Below are 24,722 nucleotides of genomic sequence, written 5' to 3' on the forward strand. Positions count from 1 at the left end.
TCATCGGATGAAATAGATCACGGTGAACAGCGCGATCCACACGATGTCCACGAAATGCCAGTAGTAGGAGACGACGATGCTGGCGGTCGCCTGCGCCGGGGTGAACTTGGTCATCGCGGTGCGCGCCAGCAGGAAGATGAATGCGATCAGCCCGCCGGTGACGTGCAACCCGTGGAAGCCGGTGGCCAGGTAGAACACGCTGCCGTAGGCGCTGCTGGGGATCGTCGTGCCGTGCGTGGTCAGGTGGTAGTACTCGTAGGCCTGACCCAGGATGAAGAACAAGCCCATCAGGAAGGTGATCACGTACCACCGGCGCAGCCCGAAAACGTCGCCGCGTTCGGCCGCGAAAACCCCCATCTGGCAGGTGAAAGACGAGGCGATCAGCACCAGCGTCACCGGGACGGCCTGGTACAGATTCAGCTCTGTCGGTGGCGGCGGCCAGTTCCCGCCGGCCTGCGCGCGGGCCGTGAAGTAGAACGCGAACAGTCCAGCAAAGAACATCAGCTCGCTGGAAAGCCACACTATGGTGCCGACACTGACCATGTTTGGGCGATTGAGCGAATGCACCCGTGACGTGATCGCAGTACCCGAGGTCCCCACAGCGCTGGTCACATCCGCAAGTATGACGCTTTGTAGTTGTCGAACTCTACCCGGGTCTGAAATTGGCGTTTCGCGCGTCGTGCCGGCGCCGCTCTCGGCCTGCCTCCGGCGGCGGTTGGGGGGCGGTTGGTACTCGTGGGACCATCAGCGCGTGGCTCTGTCATCCGAGACTTCGCCTCCCGGGGGGTCCGCACCCGGCCCCGCCGGCTCGGCGTCGTCATGGCCGCAGGTCTTGGCTCGCCTGACGGACGGGCGGGAGCTCACCCGGGGTCAGGCCGCCTGGGCGATGGACCAAATCATGACGGGAAACGCGGCGCCGGCCCAGATCGCCGCGTTCGCGGTGGCGATGAAGATGAAGGGCCCGACCTCGGCGGAGGTCAGCGAGCTGGCCGACGTCATGCTGAGCCACGCGCTGCGGATGCCCGCCGACGCGATCCGCGACGACACCGTCGACATCGTCGGCACCGGCGGGGACGGGGTCAACACCGTCAACCTGTCCACTATGGCGGCGATCGTGGTCGCGGCCGCGGGCGTGCCGGTGGTCAAGCACGGCAACCGCGCGGCATCGTCGCTCTCGGGCGGCGCCGACACGCTGGAGGCGCTCGGGGTGCGCATCGACCTCGGGCCCGAGCAGGTCGCGCGCAGTCTCGCCGAAGTCGGGATCGGGTTCTGCTTTGCGCCGGTGTTCCATCCGTCGTACCGGCACGCGTCCGCGGTGCGCCGCGAGATCGGAGTGCCCACGGTGTTCAATCTCCTTGGGCCCCTTACCAATCCGGCGTGGCCGCGGGCCGGGTTGATCGGCTGCGCGTTCGCCGAGCTGGCCGAGGTGATGGCCGGGGTGTTCGCCGCGCGGGGCTCCAGTGTGCTGGTGGTGCATGGCGACGACGGGCTCGATGAGCTGACGACGACCACCACGAGCACCATCTGGCGAGTGCAGGCGGGCACGGTGGACCGGCTGACCTTCGATCCCGCCGGATTCGGGTTCGCCCGCGCCGAACTCGGTGAGCTGCTGGGCGGCGACGCGCAAGCCAACGCGGCGGAGGCGCGCGCGGTGCTGGCCGGCGCCGCGGGACCGGTCCGGGATGCCGTCGTCCTCAACGCCGCCGGCGCCATCGTCGCCCATGCCGGGCTATCCAGCCGCGCCGAATGGTTGCCGGCGTGGGAGGACGGGTTGTCCCGCGCCCGCGCCGCCATCGACACCGGCGCGGCCGAACAGCTGCTCGCGCGTTGGGTGCGGTTCGGCGAGCAGCTCTGAGTCCCAATCCCGGAGGGCCTGCTCGCATGCCAGCCGCGCCGAGCGCGCCGCGGCCGCCCAGGCCGCCCAGGGTCCGGCCGACCGCAGCGGCGAGGCCCAGCCGTCGTCGCCGGCCACCCGCACGACGCGCACGCCCGGGTTCGCCAGCCAGCGCGCGATCAGGGCGGTCTCCTCGACCAGCGCGCCGCCCAGCGGGGCCTGGGCGCGCAGGATCGATTGCGCGCCAGCCGCGATGGCGTCGACGACCGGCATCGGCGGCACCCCTCGTCTGGCGTTGCCCGCCGCGGCGAGCTGGCCGCAGCGGATGACGGCCAGGTGGTAGCCGCCGTTGCCGTCCGGTGCGGCGGCGATCAGCTCGCCCACCGCGGCGAGGGCCCGCAGCCGCTGCCCGCGCCACAGGGTTTCGACGGCGGTGGCGGTGCGGTCGCGCAATCGTGCGGCGCTCTCGTAGTGGCGACGCTCGGCGAGCACACTGACCTGACGCACCGCGTCGTTCAGCGCGCCGTTGTCCAGGCCGTCGATCAGGGCGGCGGCGCGGGCCACGGCCGCCGCGTATTGAGTGGCCGTGACGTCGCGGGCGGCGGGACAGGGCGACACCTCGGCCTCGGGACAGGCCGGCCCATGGCGCGCACCGCGCGCGAGCCGTGCGGTGCAGGTTCGGATTCCGCTGAACCGCGCGAGCAGGCCGGCGGTTTCGGCGGCATCGGCGCGAGACCGAAACGGGCCGACGGCGCGGTCGTGGCGCGGCGAGCGCACCACCGACAAGCGCGGAAACGCCTCGTCCGTCAGCGTCACCCACCACCACCGGTGCGGGAACCGCGAGCGGCGGTTGTAGGGCGGGGCGTGCGCGGCCAGCATCCGCAGTTCGCGCACGCCGGCCTCGAGCGGGTGCGCGCACTCGACGTGGTCGACCGCCGTGGCGAGCGAGACCATCTCCTTCATCCGGCCGCGGGGATCGGCCCCGGTGAAGTACTGGCTCACCCGGCGGCGCAGGTCGACGGCCGTCCCAACGTAGAGCACCTCGCCGGCCGGCCCGCGAAACAGGTAGACCCCGGGGCGGTGCGGCAGGGGATCGGCGAGCACCTTTTTGCGACGCTGGGCCGGGGTCACGTCGGGCAGATACGAGCGCAGGTCGGCAAAGGTGTGCACACCCTGATTGCCCACCCGCTCGATCAGGGCATGCAACACGTCGACGGTCGCGCGGGCGTCGTCGAGGGCCCGGTGCGTGGGCTGTGCGGCGACGGCGAACAGCCGCGCCAGCGCGGCCAGCCGCACACTGGGGGCCTCCTCGCGGCTCAACACCCGACGGGCCAGCCGGACCGTGCACAGCACTTGCGGTCGGGGCCAAGGGATTTCGCAGCGCTGCGCGGCGGCCCGCAGGAATCCGACATCGAACCCGGCGTTGTGGGCGACCAACACCGAGCCGCCGGCGAACTCCAGAAACATCGGCAGCACGGCGTCGATGGTCGGGGCGTCGCACACCATCGCCGTGGTGATCCCGGTGAGCCGCACGATCTGGGGCGGGATGCTGCGCTGGGGGTCGACCAGGGTGGCGAACTCGCCGAGCACGACGCCGCCGCGGACCTTCACCGCCCCGATTTCGGTGATCGCGTCGGGCGGTGTTCCATCGCTGCCCCGAGTGCGCCCGCCGGTGGTCTCCAGATCCACCACGACAAAGGTGGTTTCACGCAACGGGATTTCGTCGGTGGGCGTCCAGTCCGGGCCGGCGAAACTCAGCTGAGTCCCACCAGTCACACCCATGTGCGTGACGTTAAGCACCCGCACCGACACCGGCCGTGTTCCCACGCCGGGCGGAGTCGGGGGAGTCGGGCGCCGAAAGTTGTCGGTGTCCGCGGTTAGCGTGTGGACAGCCCGACCGGAGCGCAAGCGAGAGGACCGATCCGATGGCACACAGCAGCGGCCCCGACCACACCCGCATTGCGACGTCCGCGCACGGCGAACCGGTGGTGATCGACTGCGACGACTGCGCGGTGCGCGGTCCGGGCTGCCGCGATTGTGTGGTCAGCGTGCTACTCGGGATACCGGAAACTTTGTTGGAGGATGAACGCGCCGCGCTGGACGTGCTCGCCGAAGTCGGGCTGGCGCCTCGGTTGCGGCTGGTCCCGATCCACCGCGATCGCGGCTCCGGGGTGGCGTAATTGCCCTGTGCGCCAAAACTCCTGGATGGTAGCCGCACACCGGTTGTCGTTCACAAAGAATTGACAGAATTCTTTCTAATTTCTTAACGATCTGGTTTAGACAAACACCTATATCGTTTCGTAACCTGTTTGAGACCTAAACCAGCTCGACCGCGATGCGTCGATGGCCGTTTAAGGAAGCAAATCTTGAGTTTCGGCTCTGAGTATCCGATTGCGCGTGCCCTCACACGTTTGGTGGTCGGGATACTGGCGGGCTCGACGGTTCTAGCGGGCGCCCTCGCCGCGAGCGCGGCGGCCGATCCTGCGGACGACGCGATGGCGAAGCTCAATGAGCTATCGCGTCAGGCTGAGCGGACCACCGAGGCGATGCACAGCGCCCAGCTCGACCTGAACGCGAAGTTGGGGGCGCAGCGGGCGGCGGAGAAGAAGCACGCCGACGACCAGGCCGCGGTCGACGGGGCCAAGGCCAAGCTGGCCACCTTCCAGACCGCCGTCAACAAGCTCGCCGCCGCGACCTACATGGGTGGCCGCGTCGACGGCATGGAGGCCATGCTGACCGCGGGATCGCCGCAGGGGCTGATCGACAAGATGGCCGTGCAGCGGCTGATGGCGACTCAAATGCGCGAGCAGATGGCGGGTTTCCGGATGGCCGGCGAGCAGGCCGCCAAGGCCGAGCAGGCATCCGCGAAGTCCGCCGCCGACGCCAAGAGCGCGGCCGAGCAGGCGGCCGCGGTACGGGCCAGCCTGCAGTCCAAGCAGAGCCAGCTGCAGGTGCAGATCGCCGTCGTCAAATCGCAGTACATGTCCCTGTCGCCAGGCCAGAAGACCGCGCTCGCCGACCCCGGGCCCGTCCCCGCGGCTGCTCCGGCACCCGGCGCGCCGGCACCGGACGCGTTGCCGCCCGGTGCGCCGCAGCCCGGCGGCCCTGCGCCGGGCGAGGCTCCACCCCCCGGCGGACTGTTCGGACCACAGCCCGGCGGCGGCGTCGGCGGCGGTGACCGCGCGACGGTTGTGCAGGCGGCGCTGACGCAGGTCGGCTCGCCCTATGTGTGGGGTGGTGCGGCGCCCGGCGGGTTCGACTGCTCGGGACTGGTGATGTGGGCCTTCCAGCAGGCCGGCATCTCGCTGCCGCACTCCAGCCAGGCGCAGGCCCAAGGCGGTCAGCCGGTGGCGCTGTCGGATCTGCAGCCCGGCGATGTGGTGACCTTCTATAACGACGCGTCACACAGCGGCCTCTACGTCGGCGACGGCATGGTGATCCATTCCTCCACCTACGGCCAGCCCGTGCGGGTGGTGCCGATGAATTCCGCTGGCCCGGTCCACGACGCCCGCCGCTACTGAGCGCCGGGGCCGGCCCAGCCGCCGGCGAGGCTTGAAAATCCTGCTGGCCTGTGTCTTTGTTGGTGAGTTCGTCGCGGCCGCGGCATCCCAGTCGGTAGTCCACTCGGCGCCCGATGCCCCGCAACGACCCACACCGCCGGCCGCGTCCGCGCCGATGGTGGTCCGCGACCGGGCGGTCCGTCTGCTCGGTGGCGGCGGTCCGGCCACCGATCGTCTGCTGTCGCGCATCGCGTCGAACATCGGCACGGCGGTCGACGCCGTCGAGGCCTTTTGGGGGATCGATTGGCCGCGCGACATCTCGGTGGTCGCCACCGGCTCGGACGACGAGTTTCGCGCCGCCGCCGGCGGCGGCCCGGCCGAACAATGGGCCGACATCGCGGCGGTGACGGTCGTCGACCGCGTCGATCCCGCGCACCGGGCGGCGGTCGGCCAGCGGATCGTATTCGCGCCGGGCGCGGCCAACATGACCGAACCCGCACTGCGAATAGTGTTGACCCACGAGCTTTTTCACTACGCGGCGCGCATCGACACCGCCCTGGACGCGCCCAGGTGGCTGACCGAAGGGGTCGCCGATTTCGTCGCACGGCCACCCGGCCCGGTGCCCGCCGAGGCGGCCGAGGCCGTCGTGGCCCTGCCGTCGGACGCCGATCTGGATACCCCCGGCCCGCAGCGTTCGTCGGGGTATGACCGCGCATGGTGGTTCGCCCGCTTCGTCGCCGATACCTACGGGGCCGCGAAGCTGCGGGCGTTCTACCTGGCCGCGTGCGGGGCCGGGCATGCGGACGTCCCCGCCGCCGTGCGCGACGTCCTCGGCACCGACCCGGCCGCACTGCTCGCCCGCTGGAAGCATTGGCTGGTCCTATAGCCTGTCGCAGGTGAGTCGGGTCCTGCTGGTAACCAACGACTTTCCGCCCCGACGCGGCGGCATCCAGTCCTACCTGGGGGAGTTCGTCGGCCGGATTGTGGATGCCGGCTCGCATTCGGTGACGGTGTATGCGCCGCAATGGAAGGGCGCCGACGCGTTCGACGAGACGGCCGCGGCCGCGGGTTATCGAGTCGTGCGCCACCCGGGCACCCTGATGCTGCCCGGCCCGGCCGTCGATGCGCGCATGCGCCGGCTGATCGCCGAGCACGGCATCGAGACCGTATGGTTCGGTGCGGCCGCGCCGCTGGCCCTGCTGGCCCCGCGCGCCCGGCAGGCGGGTGCTACCCGGGTGGTGGCCAGCACGCACGGCCACGAAGTGGGCTGGTCGATGCTTCCGGTGGCCCGATCGGTGTTGCGCCGCATCGGTGACGGCACCGACGTCGTGACCTTCGTCAGCCGCTACACCCGGTCCCGGTTCGCGACGGCCTTCGGCCCCGCGGCGTCGCTGGAGTACCTGCCGTCGGGCGTGGACACCGACCGGTTCCGGCCCGACCCGGCCGCCCGCGCCGAGCTGCGCAGCCGCTACCGGCTGGGCGAGCGGCCCACCGTGGTGTGCCTGTCGCGGCTGGTCCCGCGCAAAGGCCAGGACGTGTTGATCAGGGCGCTGTCGTCGATCCGGCGACGCGTCGACGGAGCGGCCCTGGTGATCGTCGGCGGTGGCCCATACCTGCAGGAGTTGCAGAAGCTGGCCCGCGAGTGCGGGGTGGCCGACCACGTGACCTTCACCGGCGGCGTGCCGGCCGCCGAACTGGCCGCCCACCACGCGCTGGCCGACGTGTTCGCGATGCCGTGCCGCACCCGCGGCGCGGGCATGGACGTCGAGGGCTTGGGCATCGTCTTTCTGGAGGCTTCGGCCACCGGCGTACCGGTCATTGCCGGGCAATCGGGTGGAGCCCCAGAAGCGGTGCAGCACAACAAGACTGGGTTAGTGGTCGACGGCCGTTCGGTGGACAAGGTGGCCGACGCCGTCACCGAGTTGCTGACCGATCGCGACCGCGCCGCCGCGATGGGCGCCGCCGGTCGCGAATGGGTGATGTCGCAGTGGCGCTGGGACACGCTGGCGGCTCGGCTGGCCGACCTGCTGCGCGGCTAGTGCTTCGGTAAATCCTGGGCCGCTAGTCCTTGTCGTAGATCGCCTCGATGTCGGAGGCGAACTTCTCGGCCACCACGTTGCGCTTGACCTTCATCGTCGGCGTCAGTTCGCCGGTGTCCTCGGTGAAATCGACCGGCAGGATCCGGAATTTGCGGATCGACTCGGCATGTGACACCGACAGGTTGGCCTTCTTCACGGCCGCGTCCACCTCGGCGATCAGATCGGGATCGGTGGTCAGGTCGCCCACCGAGGCGCCGTCCGCCTTGCTGTTGCGCTGCTTCCAGCCGTCGAACGCCTCGGGGTCGATGGTGATCAGGGCGCCGATGAACGGCTTGGCATCCCCGACGACCATCGCCTGGCTGATCAGCGGGTGCGCCCGCAGCTGGTCCTCGAGCACCGCGGGAGCGACGTTCTTGCCGCCCGCGGTGACGATGATTTCCTTCTTGCGGCCGGTGATCGTCAAGAAGCCGTCGTCGTCGACCGCGCCGAGATCGCCGGTCTTGAACCAGCCGTTGCTGAACGCCTCCTCGGTGGCCTGCTCGTTGCGCCAGTAGCCGCTGAACACCACGCCGCCGCGGACCAACAGTTCCTTGTCCTCGGCGATGCGCAGGCTGTTGCCGGGCACCAGCTTTCCGACGGTTCCGATCTTGAGCCCGTCGATCTGGTTGACCGTGATGGCCGCGCTGGTCTCGGTCAGGCCGTAGCCCTCGTAGACAGTCAGGCCCACGCCGCGGTAGAAGTGGCCCAGCCGCGCCCCCAGCGGCGCGCCACCGGAGACGGCGGCGTGGCAGTCGCCGCCCAGCGCGGCGCGCAGTTTGTGATAGACCAGCCGGTCGAACACGGCGTGCTTGGCGCGCAGCAGCGGCCCCGGCCGGCCGTCGTCGAAGGCCTGGCTCCAGTCGACCGCGGTCTGCGCCGCACGCTTGAAGATCCAGCCCTTGCCGCCGTTGACGGCGTTCTGCTCGGCGGTGTTGTAGACCTTCTCGAACACCCGGGGAACCGAGACCACCACGGTCGGTTTGAACACGCTGAACAGCGGCAGCAGGTTCTTGATGTCGCTGGTGAATCCGACGGTGAGCTTGCTGGCGAACGCCGACAGCGTCAGCGCCCTGGCCAGCACGTGGGCGAGCGGCAGGAAAACCAGCAGCCGCTGGCCCTCCTGCAGCAACGTCGGCAGGCACTCCTGCGTGCCCCTGATCTCATGCAGCAGATTGGAATGGGTGAGCTGGCAGCCTTTGGGCCGTCCCGTGGTGCCCGAGGTGTAGATGAGCGTCGCCGGGTCCTGGGCCCGCAACCCGGCGAGCCGGGCCGTCAGCTCGGCCGGGTCGACCGATGCCCCGGCCTCGACGAGCTGGTCGAGCGCCTTGGGACCGGAACCGTTGATGTGCAGCACCCGGCGCAGCGCCGGAAGCTCGCCGGTCAGCTCGGTGACGATCGCGGCGTGTTCGTCGGTTTCGGCGAACGCCAGCACCGCCTCGGAATTCTGCAGCACCCAGCGCACCTGCTCGGCCGACGACGTCTCGTAAATCGGCACCGTCACGGCCCCCACCGCCAAGATCGCCAGGTCGAGGATCGCCCACTCGTAGCAGGTGGCGGAAAAGATCGATACCCGGTCACCGGCCTGCACCCCAAGCGAGATCAAACCCAATGCCGCAGAACGAATCTGATCGGCAGCCTCGGCGCACGTGACGTCGGTCCAGACCCCGTCGATCTGGCGTTGGTAGATGACAAAGCTGGGGTCGTCGCGCTCATGCTCGAAGACCATGGCCGCGACATTGTCGCGCTCGCCGACGGAGAAGCGGGCGGGGACGCTGTACTCACGCACTTGATGACCTCATTTGACCTGGTGACGTTGCCGGGGGCCGGCTTGCTGTCGCCCAGCCTAATCCGAGTGTTCGCCCAGCACGGCGGCGGTCGGGTGGGGTGGCACCACCATTGCCGCACGATTGCCCCGAGGTCGTTGCCGGGCGTCCGGGACGGGTGTGTGAAGCTGTGGCGATGCACAGCATCCAGATCGCCGACCAGACGTTCGTCGCGGCCGACGGTGCGCGGGTAGGTGCCGCGGTAGCCGATCGGTCGAACTGGCGTCGGTGGTGGCCCGATCTGCGGCTGCAGGTCGTGGAGGATCGCGCGGAAAAGGGCATCCGCTGGACGGTGACGGGCGCGCTGACCGGCACAATGGAGATCTGGCTGGAACCGTCGCTGGATGGGGTCGTGCTGCATTACTTCCTGCACGCCGAGCCGACCGGTGTCGCCGCTTGGCAGCTGGCCAAGCTGAACTTGCCGAAAATGACGCACCGCCGTCGGGTGGCGGGTAAGAAAATGGCCTTTGAGATCAAGACGACGCTGGAACGGTCACGCGCGGTCGGTTCTCCGGTAGTTTAACTGCGGTCAACGTTTCGCACGGGGAGTACCGTTTCGGACCGCTTACGGCAGAGAGGGCAGCAGCCAGGTGGCGGAGAAGACGACGCAAACCATTCACATCGACGCCGACCCGGGCAAGGTGCTCGAGGTGATCGCCGACATCGATTCCTACCCGGAATGGATCTCGGAGTACAAGGAAGCCGAGGTGCAGGAAAGAGGCACCGACGGCTACCCGAAGGTGGTGCGGTTCGTCATGGACGCGGGCATCATCAAGGACACCATGGTCATGTCCTACCAGTGGCCCGCCGACCGCAAGTCGCTGAGCTGGACCCTGGTCTCCAGTTCGCTACTGCGCTCCCTTGAAGGCTCATATCGCTTGGCGCCCAAGGGATCTGGCACCGATGTCACCTACGAGCTCTCGGTGGATCTGGCTCTGCCGATGATCGGCATGCTCAAACGCAAGGCCGAGCGCAGGCTGACCGACACCGCTTTAAAGGATCTGAAGAAACGAGTCGAGGCTGAGTGAGTCTGCTGAGCCCGCCCGGATCAGTCTCTTCGTCGGGAAGGGCGGGGTAGGAAAATCCACCCTGGCATGTGCCACCGCGGTCGGTGACGCGAGCGAGGGCGGCCGGGTGCTGGTGGTGTCCACCGATCAGGCGCATTCGCTGGGCGACGTGCTCGGTGTCCCGGTACCGCCGAGCGGTCGCGAGGATCCGGTTCGGGTGCTCGCCGACCTCGATACCGGGGACGCCGCGGCCGGCGGCGGCTTCCTCGACGCGCTGGCATTGGACACCCTGGCGCTGCTCGAGGACCGGTGGCGCGACGCGGTCGATGCGCTGGATCGACGGTTCCCCGACTCCGAGCTGAGCAGCATTGCGCCCGAAGAACTCTCGGCGCTGCCGGGCATCCAGGAGGTGCTCGGTCTGCACGCGGTCGGCGAGCTCGCGGCGTCCGGACGATGGGACCGCATCGTCGTCGACTGCGCCTCGACGGCGGACGCGCTGCGAATGCTGACGTTGCCCGCCACCTTCGGGCTGTACGTGGAGCGCGCGTGGCCGCGCCATCGCCGGCTGTCCGTGACCGCCGACGACACCCGGTCCGCGGCGGTCGTGGAGCTGCTGGAACGCATCAGCGCCAGCGTGGACGCGCTCGGCGCCCTGCTGACGGACGGCGGGCAGGTCAGCGCCCACCTGGTCCTGACCCCCGAGCGGGTGGTCGCGGCCGAGGCGGTGCGGACGCTGGGCTCGCTGGCGCTGATGGGCGTCCGCGTCGAGGAGCTGATCGTCAATCAGGTGCTGACCGAAGACGAGTCGTACGAATACCACAACCTGCCCGACCACCCGGCCTTCTACTGGTATGCCGAACGCATCTCCGAACAACATTCGGTGCTCGACGAACTCGACGCCACCATCGGGGACGTGGCCCTGGTGCTGACCCCACACCTGTCCGGCGAGCCGATCGGCGCCAAGGCGCTGGGCGGACTGCTGGACAGCGCCCGGCGCCGGCGCGGGGCGCCGCCGCCGGGGCCCCTGCGTCCCATCGTTGACCTGGAATCCGGGTCAGGACTTGGGTCCATCTACCGAATGCGGCTAGCGTTACCCCAGCTCGATCCCGGCGCGCTGTCGTTGGGGCGGGTCGACGACGACTTGATCATCAGCGCTGGCGGGCTACGGCGCAGGGTTCGGTTGGCGTCGGTACTGCGGCGGTGCACGGTGCTGGACGCACATCTGCGGGGCAGTGAGCTGACCGTTCGCTTTCGACCGGATCCGGAGGTGTGGCCTAAGTGAATGGCGCTCATCCCGAACTCGGTCCCGAGCTGCGCAAGCTCGCCCAGGCGATCCTGGACGGGATCGACCCCGCGGTGCGCACGGCGGCCGCATTGACGGCCGGCGCCGGCGTCGGGACCGGCAAGTGCCAGCAGGTGTGGTGCCCGGTGTGCGCCCTGGCCGCGCTCGCCACCGGCGATCAGCACCCGCTGCTCACCGTCATCGCCGACCACAGCATCGCGTTGCTCGAGGTCATCCGCGCCATCGTCGACGACATCGACCGGACCTCCCAACCAACACCGAAACCGCCGCCGGACGGACCGCCCGGGGGCGGCGTCTCGCCCGAGCCGGACGCGGGGGAAGCCGCCGGCAAGACGCGTTACCAGCCGATCCCAGTCACCGTCGAGGAGTGATCCGCTCGAAGCCGAAGGTGGTTCCTTGGGCTGCGGGTCGGTACAGTTGGCGCCAACAGAATCACCATCACCATCATCGAGTCGGGCGAGAGGGAGGGCCATGTGGTACTGGCTGTTCAAGTACGTCCTCCTGGGCCCGTTGCTGACGCTGCTGGGCCGCCCGAAAATCGAAGGCCTGGAACATGTTCCGAGTTCGGGCCCGGCAATACTGGCCAGTAACCACTTGGCCGTGATGGACAGCTTCTTCCTGCCCCTCGTTGTGCGCCGCCGCATCACGTTCCTGGCGAAGTCCGAATACTTCACCGGCACCGGCATCAAGGGCTGGTTCAGCCGGTGGTTCTTCACCGCCGTCGGGCAGGTGCCCATCGATCGTTCCAGCGCCGACGCCGCGCAGGCCGCGCTCAACACGGCCGAGCACGTGCTGTCCCAGGGCAAGCTCCTGGGCATGTACCCCGAGGGCACCCGGTCGCCCGACGGCCGGCTGTACAAGGGCAAGACCGGCCTGGCCCGGCTGGCGTTGCAAACCGGCGTCCCGGTGATCCCGGTGGCGATGATCGGCACCAACGTCGTCAACCCGCCCGGCACCACGATGCTGCGATTCGGCAAGGTCACCGTCCGTTTCGGCAAGCCCATGGACTTCTCCCGATTCGAAGGCCTCGCCGGCAATCGCTTCATCGAGCGGGCCGTCACCGACGAGGTGATCTACGAGCTGATGGGGCTGTCCGGCCAGGAGTATGTCGACATCTACGCCGCCAGCATCAAGGAACGCGGCGACGGCTCGACCGACGGCTCGACCGATGACTCGCCCGATCCGGAGTCGAACTCCGAGGCCGCTCGGATCCCCGAGACCGCCGTCGGCTAGCGCCCCGTTTCTCAGCCGACTTGCTCAGCCGACGGCCGTGGCCGGCGTGAGCGTCTTGGCCGCGGCGTCTCGCGAAGGCGCCCGGGCGGTGACGGCGAAGCCGGCGGTGACGATGACCGCCAGCGCCCACCACACGTAGGACGTCCCGACCAGCTGGCGCCACCAGTTCGCGGTCGTCTCGTGATGCTTGGGCAGCAGATCGATCGGCGTCCACCGCATCAACGCGACGCCGACGAGGCTCACCGCCGCCAGTGCGACGTTGCGGCGCCGCCAGCCCAATATCGCCATCACCAACACCGCCGGCAGTGCCCACACCCAATGGTGTGACCAGGACACCGGCGAAACCACCAACCCGAACAGGGCGACGCAGATCAGTGCCAGCGTCGGCTCCCCGGCCCGCAGCACCCGCCGCATCGCCCAGATGGTCAGTCCGAGCACCACGAGGCAGGCGGCCACCCACAGCGGAAAGCGTTCGTGCTCACCGAGCCCCAGCCGGGCGAGCGCACCCGCGATGTTCTGGTCGGTGTTCAATGCAGTCTCACCGATCCGGTCGGTGTGGTGCACGGTGCGGGTCCAGTACTCCCACGAATCGCTCCACGCCAAGACGAAACCGAGGAGCGTCGCGCCCACGAAGGACGCGACCGCCGTCCACGCGGCGCGGTTGTCGCGGCGCAGCACGAAATAGAGGAGAAACACCGCGGGGGTGAGCTTCAGCGCCATCCCCACGCCGAGCAGCAGGCCGCGGGGCCAGGGTGTGCGGCGTGGCAGGCAGTCGGCGATCACCAGCGTCATCAGCACGACGTTGACCTGGCCGAAGGCGAAGTTCGAGGTGATCGGTTCCAGCCAGATCGTCGCCCCCGCCGCGATGACCACGGCCAGCCACAACCGGCGCAGCCAGGCCGGCCCGCCCAGCACGGTCGAGCGGCCCCACACGTCGAGGCTGCTCAGCAGGATCGCCGTGGAGGCGACCAGCAGCGCGGCCGTCAGCACCGTGATCGCGACGCTGGCGGCCGGCATGTGCAGCCAGGAGAACGGGCAGAAGACGATGGCCGCCAGCGGGGGATAGGTAAACGGCAGGTTCAGCCCGATCGGTGTGTGGAACAACACGTCGCCGCGATACAGCGGACGCCCGTCCAGCCAGGCCCGACCGCCCATCTGATAGATGTCGATGTCGATGCGATACGGCGTCTGCCCGAACAGGCGCAGGCCCACGTAATACAGCGCCGCGGCGGCCAGCAGCCAGAGCAGGCACCACAGTGTCCACGACAGCAGCGCCCGCCCGGGGCCCCGTTCGCTCATCAAGCCCACGCCGGGCGCCCGCCATCTACTCATGTCGCAGAACAGCGTAATCGGTGCGCACGGCGCGACGCGTCGCAGCGCGGCTCCAACCTCGCGGGCGCATGCGGGCGTACGTTTCTAGAGTGCTCCACTGGTTCGTGCTCGGGGTGGGCCGCTGGTTCGCCGACGACATCGTCGACCGCGGCCGGCTGCCCCTGCTGTGCTGCCTGGTCGCGTTCATCCTGACCTTTTTCGTCACGCGGACGTTCGTGCGGGTTATCCGCCACCGCGCCGAAACCGGTCGCCCGGCCCGATGGTGGCAACCGCGCAATGTCCACATCGGGGGCATACACATCCACCACGTGACGTTCGGCGTCGTGCTGGTGATGCTCTCCGGATTGACGTTGGTGACCCTGTCGGTCAGTGGGCAGGAACCCGAATTCACCTTGGCCGCAATCCTTTTCGGGATCGGCGCAGCATTGGTTCTCGACGAGTACGCGTTGATCCTGCACCTCTCCGACGTCTACTGGGAGGAAGACGGCCGCACCTCGGTAGACGCAGTGTTCGCCGCGGTGGCGGTGGCGGGGCTGTTGATATTGGGTCTGCACCCGCTGATGTTCTTCTTCCCGTTCTGGCACGCCGCCGATTCGGTGGCGCTGCGCGCCGGGGTGGGCGGCGCGCTGGTGGTGACCTTTCCGCTGGCCGTCGTGGTGGTGCTCAAGGGCAAGGTCTGGACCGGCCTGCTCGGCATGTTCATCGTCGTACTGCTGGTCATCGGCGCGATCCGGTTGTCACGCCCGCACGCGCCCTGGGCACGCTGGCGCTACACCACCCAACCGGACAAGATGCGCCGCGCGCTGCAACGGGAGCGCACGCTGCGCCGCCCCGTCGTGCGGGCCAAGCTGTGGGTGCAGTGCGCGATCGCGGGCACCCCGCGACTGCCCGACGAACGCATGGTCGACGCCCAGCTCGACCATGACGTGCATGCGGCATCGGCGCCGACGGTGCCCATCCTGATCGGTCGGTAGGCCGCGTCCCAGGCCTGGGCTTTCCCATAGGCTTTCTGAGTGCGGTACTTCTACGACACAGAATTCATCGAGGACGGCCGCACCATCGAGCTGATCTCAATCGGCGTGGTCGCCGAGGACGGCCGCGAGTACTACGCCGTGTCCACCGAATTCGATCCCGAGCGGGCCGGAAGTTGGGTGCGCACCCACGTACTGCCCAAGTTGCCGCCCCCGGCCTCGCCGCTATGGCGCTCCCGAAAGCAGATTCGACTGGACCTGGAGGAGTTCTTCGGCGTCTTCATGACGGCGGAGCCGATCGAGCTGTGGGCGTGGGTGGGCGCCTACGATCACGTCGCCCTGTGCCAGTTGTGGGGCCCAATGCCGGGCCTGCCGAAGGCATTACCCCGCTTCACCCGGGAACTGCGGCAGTTGTGGGAGGATCGCGGGTCGCCCCGGATGCCGCCGCGCCCGCGTGAGGTCCACGACGCCCTGGTCGATGCCCGCGACCAGCTACGCCGATTCCGGCTGATCACGTCCGGCGACGATGGGCCCGGAGAACGTTCGTCCTAATCAGCCGTGCGTCGTCCCCAGTTACCATGGACCGATGAACTGGACCGTCGACATCCCGATCGAGCAGCTGCCGTCGCTGCCGCCGCTGCCGCCTGACCTGCGCGCCCGCCTGGACGCCGCATTGGCCAAGCCGGCCGCTCAGCAGCCCAGCTGGCCCGCCGACCGGGCCGAGGCGATGCGCACGGTGCTGGAGAGTGTGCCGCCGGTGACGGTGCCGTCCGAGATCGTCCGGCTGCACGAGCAGCTGGCCCAGGTCGCGCGGGGCGAGGCGTTCCTGCTGCAGGGCGGCGACTGCGCGGAGACGTTCGTCGACAACACCGAACCCCACATCCGGGGCAATGTCCGCGCCCTGCTGCAGATGGCCGTCGTGCTGACGTACGGGGCCAGCCTGCCGGTGGTGAAGGTGGCCCGCATCGCGGGCCAGTACGCCAAGCCCCGGTCCGCCGACATCGACGCGCTGGGCCTGAGGTCCTACCGCGGCGACATGATCAACGGCTTCGCCCCGGATGCCGCCGCGCGCGAACACGATCCGTCGCGATTGGTGCGGGCGTACGCCAACGCCAGCGCCGCGATGAACCTGGTGCGGGCGCTGACCTCGTCGGGGCTGGCGTCGCTGCACCTGGTGCACGACTGGAACCGCGAATTCGTCCGCACCTCGCCGGCCGGCGCGCGCTACGAGGCGCTGGCCACCGAGATCGATCGCGGGTTGCGGTTCATGAGCGCCTGCGGGGTGGCCGACCGCAACCTGCAAACGGCCGAAATCTATTCCAGCCACGAGGCTTTGGTGCTCGACTACGAGCGCGCCATGTTGCGCCTGTCGGATGTCGAGGGAACGCCGCAACTGTACGACCTGTCGGCGCACACCGTATGGATCGGCGAGCGGACCCGCCAGCTCGACGGCGCGCACGTCGCGTTCGCCGAGGTGATCGCCAACCCGATCGGTGTGAAGCTAGGGCCGACCATGACGCCGGAACTGGCCGTCGAGTACGTCGAGCGGCTCGACCCGCACAACAGGCCCGGACGGCTGACCTTGGTAAGCAGGCTGGGCAACAACAAGGTGCGCGATCTGCTGCCACCGATCGTCGAGAAGGTGCAGGCCACCGGTCACCAGGTGATCTGGCAGTGCGACCCGATGCACGGCAACACCCACGAATCGTCCAACGGCTACAAGACCCGGCACTTTGACCGCATCGTCGACGAGGTGCAGGGCTTCTTCGAGGTGCACCGGGCGTTGGGCACCCATCCGGGCGGCATCCACGTCGAGATCACCGGCGAGGACGTCACCGAATGTTTGGGTGGCGCGCAAGACATCTCGGATACCGACCTGGCCGGCCGCTACGAGACGGCGTGCGACCCGCGGCTGAACACCCAGCAGTCGCTGGAGCTGGCGTTCCTCGTCGCGGAAATGCTGCGCGACTAGGTCTCCTTTTCAGCTCGCGGAAAAGCGCCTACAGCAGGCCGGTCAGATTGCTGCCGATCGTCCACGCCGCGGTCGCGACCAGCCCGGTGAGGGCCAGCACGAGCGCCACCCAGACCAGCACCATGCGCCGGGCGTGCTGGCGCGCCCAGACGAAGTCGCTCATCGCGATCCCGGCGAATTCGCCTGAGACGGGCTGGTATTCGTAATCGCTGTCTTCGTGCTCGTCGAGTTCGGGGCCGGGCTGCGGCGGGGGTTGCGGCTCGTGCCAGTCTTCGGGCCCACGGGTGAGCTGGCGCGTGGGGTGGCGGACCGCGGCCTTGGCGGGCGCCGGCGGTTCCTGGCCGGTCGCCCGGCGCTCGCTCATCCGGCTCTGCTGTGCCGCAGCCGAGCGATGTTGCGCGGAGTTACGCGGGGCCGGCACCCGGAAGTCGGGCAAGCCCAATTCGTCGGCGATAGCGTCGATGTCGGCGGCCATCTCGATCGCGTCCGCGTAGCGGCCGGCCGGGTCGCGGGCGGTCGCGCGCGCGACGAGCGCGTCGAATTGTGGTGGCACACCGTCGATCGCGGCGCCGGCCCGCGGCACGTCGGTATCCAGCCGCTGGTAAGCGATCGACAGCGGCGAGTCGCCGGTGAACGGCGTGCGCCCCGTCAGCAACTCATAGGTGAGGATCCCGACTGAGTAGACGTCGCTGCGCGGGCTGCTGCTGCCGTTGCGCACCTGCTCGGGCGACAGGTAGGCCGCCGTGCCCAGAATGACGCTGGCGGAGGTGATTCCGGCGGCGGCGACGGCACGCACCAGCCCGAAGTCGGCGATTTTGACGTCGCCGTCGTCGGAGATGAGGACGTTCTCGGGCTTGACGTCGCGGTGCACCAGGCCGGCCAGGTGCGCGGCCGCCAGCCCACCCAGCACCGGGCGCAGCACCGCCACCACGGCGTGCGGCGGCATCGGGCCGCGTTCGGTCAGCAGCTCGCGCAGCGTGCCGCCCTCGATCAGCTCCATCACCAAAAACGGGTGGCGGGAGTCGGTGCCCTGGTCGTAGACCGCGACGAGCCCGGGATTCTTCAGGCGCGCGACCGTGCGGGCCTCGAGCTGAAAGCGGGTCAGGAATTGCGCGTCGCCGGCGTAGCGAGAATCCATCACCTTCAACGCCACCGGGCGATCGAGCCGGGTGTCGAGTCCCCGATACACCGTCGATGTACCGCCGCTGGCGATCTTGGCCTGCACCAGGTAGCGGCCATCCAGCAACGTGCTCTCCAACGGGTCGCCCGTGCCGGCTCGGCTCACGGGGCCATCGTAGGGGTGACGGTCCGATTGGCGGCGAAACAATAGCTTCAACGCGCCCACTCGGCCGCGCACCAAGGCCTACACTTGCGCGGTGGGCAGTTTTCCGGCCGGCGACGATGTTCTAGACCCCGACGAGCCAACCTACGACCTGCCACGGGTCGCCGAGTTGCTCCGGGTGCCGGTAAGCAAGGTGCAACAGCAGCTGCGGGAGGGTCACTTGGTCGCGGTGCGGCGCGGCGGGGGTGTGGTGGTGCCGCAGGTCTTCTTCACCAATTCCGGCGAGGTGGTCAAGAGCCTGCCGGGGCTGCTGACGATCCTGCACGACGGCGGCTATCACGAGACGGAGATCGTGCGCTGGCTGTTCACCCCGGATCCGTCGCTGACGGTCACGCGCGACGGTAGCCGCGACGCCATGAACAACGCCCGCCCCGTTGACGCGCTGCACGCCCACCAGGCCCGCGAGGTGGTCCGCCGGGCACAGGCGATGGCTTACTGAGCGCTCTCCGCTCTGACGGGTTCGGGCACCCGGTACAGCGTGCGCCACGCGATCAGTGCGGCGGCGAGCGCCAGGAAAACGTGCGGCCACGAATACATTCCGTGCGATCCATCGGGTTTGAAGATCACCATCACCCACGTGGAGAAGCCGGCGATGGCCGCCAGCGCCCGTCGTGACTGGGTCAGTGGGGCCATGACCGCCAGCGGCCAGGAGTAGTACCACGGCAGGGCCGCGGGGACGAACAGCACCACGATCAGCATCGACCACGCGATGCCGGCGAGCGCGGCCCGGTCGTCGCGCCGGAATCGCCACCACAACACCGGCAGGGACAGGGCGATGATCGCGATCCCGATGTAGCGGGTGATTCGCAGCGTGGCGTAGAAATTGACCGAGAAAAACCCGCTGCCCAGGGCGTGGATCAGGTTTGCCGTCGCGGTCGGCACGGTGAGCCAGTTGATGATCTTCACCGACCCGGCCAGCGCGGTCAGCCACCCCAGCCCGACGCCCGCCACCGCGGACAAGATCGCGAAAACCACGCTGAAGATCAGCAACGACAACGCGGTCGCCGCCACGAACGCCCGCGCGGGCCGATAGCCCCGTTGCTCGCGCAGATGCCGCGTCCACACCCACACCAGAAACGGCAACGCGATGCCGGCCGTGGCCTTGACCGCGATCGCGACCGTGATCAGCGTGACGCCGAGGATGTGCCGGCCCTGAAAGGTCAGCGCGATGCCGGCGGCCATCAAACCGACCATCAGCATCTCGTTGTGCACACCACCCATCAGGTGGATCAGCACCAACGGGTTGAGCACGCAGATCCACAGCGCGGCGGCGCCGCTGGTGCCCAGGTGGTGGGCCAGTCGGGGCGCGGCCCAGATCAGCAGCGCCAGCCCGGGCAGCATGCACAGGCGCAGCAGCATGGTGCCGGCGATGACGTGATTACCGACCGCCATCGTGACCACCTTGGCCACCAGAATGAACACCGGGCCGTAGGGCGCCGTGGTGATGCTCCAGATGGGGCTTACGTTGTCCAGCAACGCATTCGGGTTGGCGACCGGCCCCACGGCGTACGGGTCGAATCCGTCGCGCAGGAGCGCGCCCTGGGCCAGGTACGAGTAGGTGTCGCGACTGAAGACCGGGACCGAGACGAGCAACGGCGCCAACCAGAACGCGGTGGTGGCTCGCATCGTGAATTCCGTTGCGGTGCCGGCCACTACGCGGCGGCCCAGTGCCAGCCACGCGATCAGCAGCAGGCCCACACCCGCCCACAGCAGAATCGACGACAGCACCAGTCCGTGCCCGAAGCGCAGCCAGGACATGTGAATCGATTCGAGCACGGGGTCGTGCGGCTTGGTGCTGCCGGCGCCCAGCCCACCCAGGGTGATCAGCACCGAGCCCACGAAGCCCAGCCGTGCGGGCCCGGCGTCCGGCGTGGCAACGAAGGCGCGCAACCGTGAAAAATATTGGACGAGTGAATTTTTCGTCGCCGACGGGCGATCGGCCGGGGTGTCCGTCGGGGTCGTCATTGGTTCAGGCGGCCCGGTCCGTGGCGATCTTGGCCAGTTCGGCCAGCCCCGCCTTGGCCGCGGCGTTGATCGGTGCGGCCTCCAGCGTGGCGAGGGCCCGTTGGGTCAGCGCCGCAATGCGTTCCTCGGCCGCGGCCAGTGCGCCCACCGACTCGATGATGTTGCGCAGGTTACCAACTTGCGTGTCGGTCAGGTGTTCGCCGATTGAGCCACGTAACACGTTTGCCGCCAAGGGATCTGACTTGTCCGCCAACTCCACCGCCTCGGCGAGCAGCACCGTGCGCTTGCCCGACCTCAGGTCGTCGCCGGACGGCTTGCCGGTCACCGCGGGATCCCCGAACACGCCCAGCACGTCGTCGCGGAGCTGGAACGCCACGCCGAGGTCGGTCCCGAACCGGTCGAAGACGGCTTGCACATCGGGTCTGTCGGCCGCGGCGGCCACGCCGAGCTGGAGCGGTCGGGTCACGGTGTAACACGCGGTCTTGAAGGTGTCGACGTTCATCGCCGACGCGATGGACTCCGCGGCGCTCGCCTCGGCGACGATGTCGAGGTACTGCCCACCCAGCACCTCGGTCCGGATCTCGGCCCACACGCGGTGCACGCGCCGCTGCGCCTCGGGCGATATGTCCGCCCCGAACACGATGTCGTCTGCCCAGGCCAGCGCCAGGTCGCCGAGCAGGATGGCCGCCGATACCCCGAACTTCTCGGCCGAACCCCGCCAGCCGCGGTCGCGGTGTAGCGCCGCGAAGTGGACGTGGGCCGTCGGCCTGCCGCGGCGGGTGGAGGAGTCGTCGATCACGTCGTCGTGCACCAGCGCGCACGCGTGCAGCAGCTCCAACGCGGAAAACAGCAGCAGCACTTCGGGATCGGGCTCCGCGGTTGCCACCGCGCGCCAGCCCCAGTAGGCGAACGCTGGCCGCAGCCGCTTGCCTCCGCCAAGGACGAAATCCTCCAGGGCGGCAATCAGATCGCGGTAGTCGTCACCGATGTAGGCGGTCTCGATGCGCCGCTCGCGCAGGTACCGCCGAAGCCGGTCGGTCACGGCGCCGGTCAACTCGACGGTTGCCGCTGCAGCCGCTGCATCTAGGCTCAGCGCGGCGCCCCTTTCTTCTCGATGTTCTTCGCTATGGCTCGGTGCTCCACGGGCCCGACCAGTGTATTCGGCGCGTGCCGCGGGCCCCCAGTTGCTGCGCCCCTACCGGCAACTGGCCCACGACCACGCCCCTATGCTGGCGGGGTGCCTCGCCCTGGGCACTCGTCTGATGAAGAGGAGCCGCGTGACCCTCAACACCATCGCGCTCGAGCTGGTGCCCCCCAACGTGGAAGACGGTCGGGAGCGGGCGGAAGAAGACGCGCGAAAAGTGGTGCGGTACTCGGCCGAATCGGGTCTCGAAGGCCGGATCCGGCACGTGATGATTCCGGGCATGATCGCCGAGGAGGACGACCGTCCCGTCGCGATGAAGCCGAAGCTGGACGTGCTGGACTTCTGGTCGATCATCAAACCCGGGCTGCCCGGGCTAGACGGCCTGTGCACCCAGGTCACCGCGTTCTCCGACGAGCAGTCCCTGCGCAAGCGGCTCACGCTGCTATCCGACGCGGGCATGCAGGGCGTGGTGTTCGTCGGCGTACCGCGCACGATGAATGACGGTGAGGGCTCCGGGGTTGCGCCGACGGACGCGCTGTCGATTTACCGCGACCTGATCCCGAATCGTGGGGTCATCCTGATTCCGACGCGCGACGGCGAAGAGGGCCGCTTCAACTTCAAGTGCAACCAGGGCGCGACGTACGGCATGACGCAGTTGTTGTACTCCGATGCGATCGTGGGCTTCCTGACCGAATTCGCCAAGCACACCGATCACCGACCGGAGATCTTGCTGTCGTTTGGCTTCGTGCCGAAGGTGGAAAGCCGCGTGGGGCTGATCAACTGGCTCATTCAGGATCCGGGCAACGCCGCGGTGGCCGACGAGCAGGCGTTCGTCAAGCGCTTGGCCGCCAGCGAGCCCGCGCAGAAGCGCCAGCTCATGGTGGATCTGTACAAGCGTGTGATCGACGGGGTCGCCGACCTGGGCTTCCCGCTGAGCATTCACCTCGAGGCCACCTACGGCGTCTCGGGTCCTGCGTTCGCGACCTTCGCGGAGATGCTTGCTTACTGGTCACCCGATCGGTCACCCGACCGGCGGGTCTAGCTCGGCGGTTGATCCCGTGGCGCGGTGAACCGCTCGGAGCGGTCCCGGCTGACCCAGGCCAGGACCCCCACCACGGCAGCGGCCGCGAACGACGCGATTCCCAGCCAGACGCCCGCCCCGGTGAAGGACCGGGTATTGGGATCGGTGTAGCGGGCCTGGGCGGTCATCGTGCTCACCACGCCCGGCTTGAGCTTCCACGACACGACAGTGGGCTCGATGTGATCGCCGTTCGTCGAGGTCACCACGCCCGGGAAGGCGACGGTCAACTCGACGTCGGCGTCGTTGTCGGTCACCGACGTCAGATCCGCCCGGCCGTCCATGATCACCAGGTTGCCGCTTCTGCGCAGCGACAGATTCACGCCCTGCGCGTCGGCGTTCATGTGGGCCAGCTGCGGCACCTCGGCGAACGTCAGATCGGAGAACACCGCTTGGGAGCCCACGTAGCCGTCGCTGTCGTAGTTCGACACCGCCACCTTCTGGCTGAACGGCAGATCGCCGCCGAGCTGCGGGCCGGGGTCCTTGGGGCTCTTCGGCTTGGCCGCCGCGATGATCTCCCCGGACACCAGGTCGTCGGGTGAGATGGTCAGCGACGCTCGGACCCGCAGGCATCCCGTGGCCAGCGGGACAAGCAGCAGCAGCATCGCGATGACCAGCACGCGGCGCCGGCGGGCGGTGAATCCTCGGACTCTCACTGGTGCAGAGCTGGCGGGCACGAGGTCATCGTGCCAGATCCGGCACGTCTGCTATAGGGGCAGGGCGCGGCCCAGGATCGCGAATGCCCGTGGGTCACCGGCGAAGTGGTAGCGGCGGATGACGTCGGTGAATCCCAGCCGCCGGTACAACCGCCAGGCGCGGTTGGGCTCGCCGTTGGTTTCGGGAGTGGAGAGCAGGACGTTGCGCTCACCGCGGCCGGCCAGCAGCCGCCGGGCCAGCGCCTCGCCCAGGCCGCGGCCCTGCGCTCGAGGGTGGATGTGCAACTCGGTCAGCTCGAAGTAGCTGGTCATCAGCCGGGTGATCTCCTGAGACGGCAAGCCGCCCCGCTGCAAGCCCAGGACGACCTGCTGCTGCCACCACTGACCGGGGGCCCCGGGGTATCCGTAGGCCACGCCAAGCAGCGGCGCGTCGGTCAACTCCGCCGCCGACGGCGCCGCGCCGGTTGCGTCGGCTTCGACGTCGGCTTCAACGACGGCGGCTCCCTGCCACCCCTGCCGCCGAATGTGCTCCAGCCACATTGCGGCGCGCTGGTTCCCGGTGCCTCGCGGGTAGCGCATCGCGTCGACGTAGACACCGAGGGCGTCACCGAGGCGGCGCTCCATATCGTCCGGCGGCAGATCGATGAGGAATATCGCCAACTCGCGGTGTCCTCCTCGGCCGTCCAGTGATTCGGTGTCGCGCCGTGCCGCTGCGTCATGATGTCTCGGCCGTGCGCGCCTACCGCCATTATCGGACCCCGCGACGCGCGGCGGGCGAGCGGTCGCGCCAACGGGCCATCGTCGTTGCGGCCCATCTGATTGCCGGAATGATCGCCGGGCGGTGCGGGGGATAGAATCGCCGACGAACCAGTGGTACGCCGCAGATAGACCTCGTATCATCTGAGTTAGTTGCCCCCACAACGGGCATCCGCGTGATATCGATAGTTACGTGCCAAGCGGTCGGCAAGGAGGGACGAATGCCACTCTCCGATCATGAGCAGCGGATGCTCGATCAGATCGAGAGCGCTCTCTATGCCGAGGACCCCAAGTTCGCTTCGAGCGTACGTGGCGGGGGGTTCCGGGCGCCGACGGCACGGCGGCGGTTGCAGGGCGCGGCGCTGTTCATCATCGGTCTGGCGATGCTGGTGTCCGGCGTGGCATTCAAGGCGACGATGATCGGGAACTTCCCGATTCTCAGCGTCTTTGGCTTCATCGTGATGTTCGGCGGCGTGGTGTTCGCGATCACCGGTCCGCGGTTGGCCGGCAGGTCGGGCCACTCGGGTTCAATGCCGGGACGGCAGCAGCGTCGCGGCAAGGGCGGCGGTGGCTCGTTCACCAGTCGTATGGAGGACCGGTTCCGCCGTCGCTTCGACGATTAACTTCAGCGATTAGCTTCAGCGATTAGCCGGATCACCTGACACAGCATCACCTGGCACACCGGGGTAGCCGATGGCTACCCCGTTTTCGTGTTCGAGCCCAATTCG

The 24,722-nt window shown here is 68.8% G+C and carries 24 protein-coding genes and 1 pseudogene; 16 read left to right on the top strand and 9 right to left on the bottom strand.

Annotated elements, in window-relative coordinates:
* Positions 1–612: a heme-copper oxidase subunit III gene (locus A5744_RS15125; protein ID WP_076062325.1), complete on the bottom strand. Its 612-nt coding sequence runs from the start codon at positions 610–612 to the stop codon at positions 1–3.
* 145 nt (positions 613–757) lie between these two features.
* On the opposite strand from A5744_RS15125, the gene trpD reads away from it, so the two are divergent.
* Complete coding sequence (trpD, locus tag A5744_RS25080; protein WP_240563056.1) at positions 758–1,855, top strand: anthranilate phosphoribosyltransferase; 1,098 nt, start codon at positions 758–760, stop codon at positions 1,853–1,855.
* Here trpD and A5744_RS15135 read toward each other — a convergent pair.
* Positions 1,793–3,616: pseudogene (locus tag A5744_RS15135) on the bottom strand (DEDD exonuclease domain-containing protein); the annotation flags it as partial. The gene trpD and the pseudogene A5744_RS15135 sit on opposite strands and share 63 nt — an antisense overlap.
* A 143-nt stretch (positions 3,617–3,759) precedes the next feature.
* Between A5744_RS15135 and A5744_RS15140 the strand changes: the two are divergent.
* The 4 genes from A5744_RS15140 to pimB all read left to right on the top strand — a co-directional run bounded on the left by A5744_RS15140 (position 3,760) and on the right by pimB (position 7,373).
* Positions 3,760–4,014, top strand: a complete 255-nt coding sequence (locus A5744_RS15140) for a hypothetical protein (protein ID WP_076062329.1) — start codon at positions 3,760–3,762, stop codon at positions 4,012–4,014.
* Positions 4,015–4,200: 186 nt separating this feature from the next.
* On the top strand, positions 4,201–5,355 hold the full coding sequence (gene ripC / locus A5744_RS15145; protein WP_076062331.1) for a peptidoglycan hydrolase RipC: 1,155 nt from the start codon (positions 4,201–4,203) through the stop codon (positions 5,353–5,355).
* A 40-nt stretch (positions 5,356–5,395) separates the two neighbouring features.
* Positions 5,396–6,220 carry a hypothetical protein gene (locus A5744_RS15150; RefSeq protein WP_076062427.1) on the top strand — a complete coding sequence of 275 codons (825 nt, stop codon included), beginning with the start codon at positions 5,396–5,398 and terminating at the stop codon, positions 6,218–6,220.
* A 10-nt stretch (positions 6,221–6,230) separates the two neighbouring features.
* Positions 6,231–7,373 (top strand): GDP-mannose-dependent alpha-(1-6)-phosphatidylinositol monomannoside mannosyltransferase, encoded by a 1,143-nt coding sequence (gene pimB / locus A5744_RS15155; protein WP_076062332.1) that lies wholly within the window; start codon positions 6,231–6,233, stop codon positions 7,371–7,373.
* Between the two features lie 22 nt (positions 7,374–7,395).
* On the opposite strand, the gene A5744_RS15160 is transcribed toward pimB, so the two are convergent.
* On the bottom strand, positions 7,396–9,198 hold the full coding sequence (locus A5744_RS15160; RefSeq protein WP_076062334.1) for a long-chain fatty acid--CoA ligase: 1,803 nt from the start codon (positions 9,196–9,198) through the stop codon (positions 7,396–7,398).
* A 173-nt stretch (positions 9,199–9,371) separates the two neighbouring features.
* On the opposite strand from A5744_RS15160, the gene A5744_RS15165 reads away from it, so the two are divergent.
* The 5 genes from A5744_RS15165 (at position 9,372) to A5744_RS15185 (ending at position 12,778) form a co-directional block, all read left to right on the top strand.
* Positions 9,372–9,758 carry a polyketide cyclase / dehydrase and lipid transport gene (locus A5744_RS15165; RefSeq protein WP_076062429.1) on the top strand — a complete coding sequence of 129 codons (387 nt, stop codon included), beginning with the start codon at positions 9,372–9,374 and terminating at the stop codon, positions 9,756–9,758.
* 67 nt (positions 9,759–9,825) lie between these two features.
* Positions 9,826–10,263: an SRPBCC family protein gene (locus tag A5744_RS15170; RefSeq protein ID WP_076062336.1), complete on the top strand. Its 438-nt coding sequence runs from the start codon at positions 9,826–9,828 to the stop codon at positions 10,261–10,263.
* Complete coding sequence (locus A5744_RS15175) at positions 10,256–11,524, top strand: ArsA family ATPase (protein ID WP_083679304.1); 1,269 nt, start codon at positions 10,256–10,258, stop codon at positions 11,522–11,524. The genes A5744_RS15170 and A5744_RS15175 overlap by 8 nt, the downstream gene beginning before the upstream one ends.
* Complete coding sequence (locus tag A5744_RS15180; protein ID WP_076062340.1) at positions 11,521–11,916, top strand: hypothetical protein; 396 nt, start codon at positions 11,521–11,523, stop codon at positions 11,914–11,916. The genes A5744_RS15175 and A5744_RS15180 overlap by 4 nt, the downstream gene beginning before the upstream one ends.
* Before the next feature lie 100 nt (positions 11,917–12,016).
* Positions 12,017–12,778, top strand: a complete 762-nt coding sequence (locus A5744_RS15185; RefSeq protein WP_076062342.1) for a lysophospholipid acyltransferase family protein — start codon at positions 12,017–12,019, stop codon at positions 12,776–12,778.
* Between the two features lie 24 nt (positions 12,779–12,802).
* Here A5744_RS15185 and A5744_RS15190 read toward each other — a convergent pair whose 3' ends face one another.
* The gene (locus A5744_RS15190) at positions 12,803–14,077 is read right to left on the bottom strand and encodes a glycosyltransferase 87 family protein (protein WP_139331367.1); all 1,275 of its coding nucleotides are present in this window, start codon (positions 14,075–14,077) and stop codon (positions 12,803–12,805) included.
* Between the two features lie 122 nt (positions 14,078–14,199).
* On the opposite strand from A5744_RS15190, the gene A5744_RS15195 reads away from it, so the two are divergent.
* The 3 genes from A5744_RS15195 to A5744_RS15205 are packed head-to-tail and all read left to right on the top strand — an operon-like array spanning position 14,200 to position 17,053.
* The gene (locus A5744_RS15195; RefSeq protein WP_076062343.1) at positions 14,200–15,084 is read left to right on the top strand and encodes a hypothetical protein; all 885 of its coding nucleotides are present in this window, start codon (positions 14,200–14,202) and stop codon (positions 15,082–15,084) included.
* A 39-nt stretch (positions 15,085–15,123) separates the two neighbouring features.
* Positions 15,124–15,633: a polyadenylate-specific 3'-exoribonuclease AS gene (locus A5744_RS15200; protein ID WP_076062345.1), complete on the top strand. Its 510-nt coding sequence runs from the start codon at positions 15,124–15,126 to the stop codon at positions 15,631–15,633.
* 34 nt (positions 15,634–15,667) lie between these two features.
* Entirely contained in the window at positions 15,668–17,053 is a 1,386-nt protein-coding gene (locus A5744_RS15205; RefSeq protein ID WP_076062347.1) for a 3-deoxy-7-phosphoheptulonate synthase class II, read from the top strand.
* A 28-nt stretch (positions 17,054–17,081) separates the two neighbouring features.
* Here A5744_RS15205 and A5744_RS15210 read toward each other — a convergent pair whose 3' ends face one another.
* A complete protein-coding gene (locus A5744_RS15210; RefSeq protein WP_139331361.1) occupies positions 17,082–18,338 on the bottom strand; it encodes a protein kinase in 1,257 nt (418 codons plus the stop codon).
* 91 nt (positions 18,339–18,429) lie between these two features.
* Here A5744_RS15210 and A5744_RS15215 point away from each other — a divergent pair, with 91 nt between their 5' ends.
* Positions 18,430–18,834 carry an Rv2175c family DNA-binding protein gene (locus A5744_RS15215; protein WP_076062348.1) on the top strand — a complete coding sequence of 135 codons (405 nt, stop codon included), beginning with the start codon at positions 18,430–18,432 and terminating at the stop codon, positions 18,832–18,834.
* Here A5744_RS15215 and A5744_RS15220 read toward each other — a convergent pair.
* A complete protein-coding gene (locus tag A5744_RS15220; RefSeq protein ID WP_076062350.1) occupies positions 18,828–20,360 on the bottom strand; it encodes an alpha-(1->6)-mannopyranosyltransferase A in 1,533 nt (510 codons plus the stop codon). The two genes, A5744_RS15215 and A5744_RS15220, sit on opposite strands and share 7 nt — an antisense overlap.
* A 4-nt stretch (positions 20,361–20,364) precedes the next feature.
* A complete protein-coding gene (gene idsA2, locus A5744_RS15225) occupies positions 20,365–21,414 on the bottom strand; it encodes a bifunctional (2E,6E)-farnesyl/geranyl diphosphate synthase (RefSeq protein ID WP_076062352.1) in 1,050 nt (349 codons plus the stop codon).
* 223 nt (positions 21,415–21,637) lie between these two features.
* Here idsA2 and A5744_RS15230 point away from each other — a divergent pair, with 223 nt between their 5' ends.
* On the top strand, positions 21,638–22,546 hold the full coding sequence (locus A5744_RS15230; protein WP_076062434.1) for a mycobacterial-type methylenetetrahydrofolate reductase: 909 nt from the start codon (positions 21,638–21,640) through the stop codon (positions 22,544–22,546).
* On the opposite strand, the gene A5744_RS15235 is transcribed toward A5744_RS15230, so the two are convergent.
* Together A5744_RS15235 and A5744_RS15240 are read right to left on the bottom strand one after the other, a co-directional pair.
* Positions 22,543–23,187, bottom strand: coding sequence for a DUF3153 domain-containing protein (locus A5744_RS15235; RefSeq protein ID WP_076062436.1), 645 nt, complete (start codon positions 23,185–23,187; stop codon positions 22,543–22,545). The genes A5744_RS15230 and A5744_RS15235 overlap by 4 nt on opposite strands.
* A gap of 102 nt (positions 23,188–23,289) precedes the next feature.
* Positions 23,290–23,898: an N-acetyltransferase gene (locus tag A5744_RS15240; RefSeq protein WP_076062354.1), complete on the bottom strand. Its 609-nt coding sequence runs from the start codon at positions 23,896–23,898 to the stop codon at positions 23,290–23,292.
* Between the two features lie 317 nt (positions 23,899–24,215).
* Between A5744_RS15240 and A5744_RS15245 the strand changes: the two genes are divergently transcribed.
* Positions 24,216–24,617, top strand: coding sequence for a DUF3040 domain-containing protein (locus A5744_RS15245; RefSeq protein ID WP_076062355.1), 402 nt, complete (start codon positions 24,216–24,218; stop codon positions 24,615–24,617).
* Positions 24,618–24,722 lie beyond the last annotated feature (105 nt).

It is taken from the genome of Mycobacterium sp. IS-1264 (genome assembly GCF_001954195.1).
In the GTDB taxonomy this organism is placed as follows: domain Bacteria; phylum Actinomycetota; class Actinomycetes; order Mycobacteriales; family Mycobacteriaceae; genus Mycobacterium.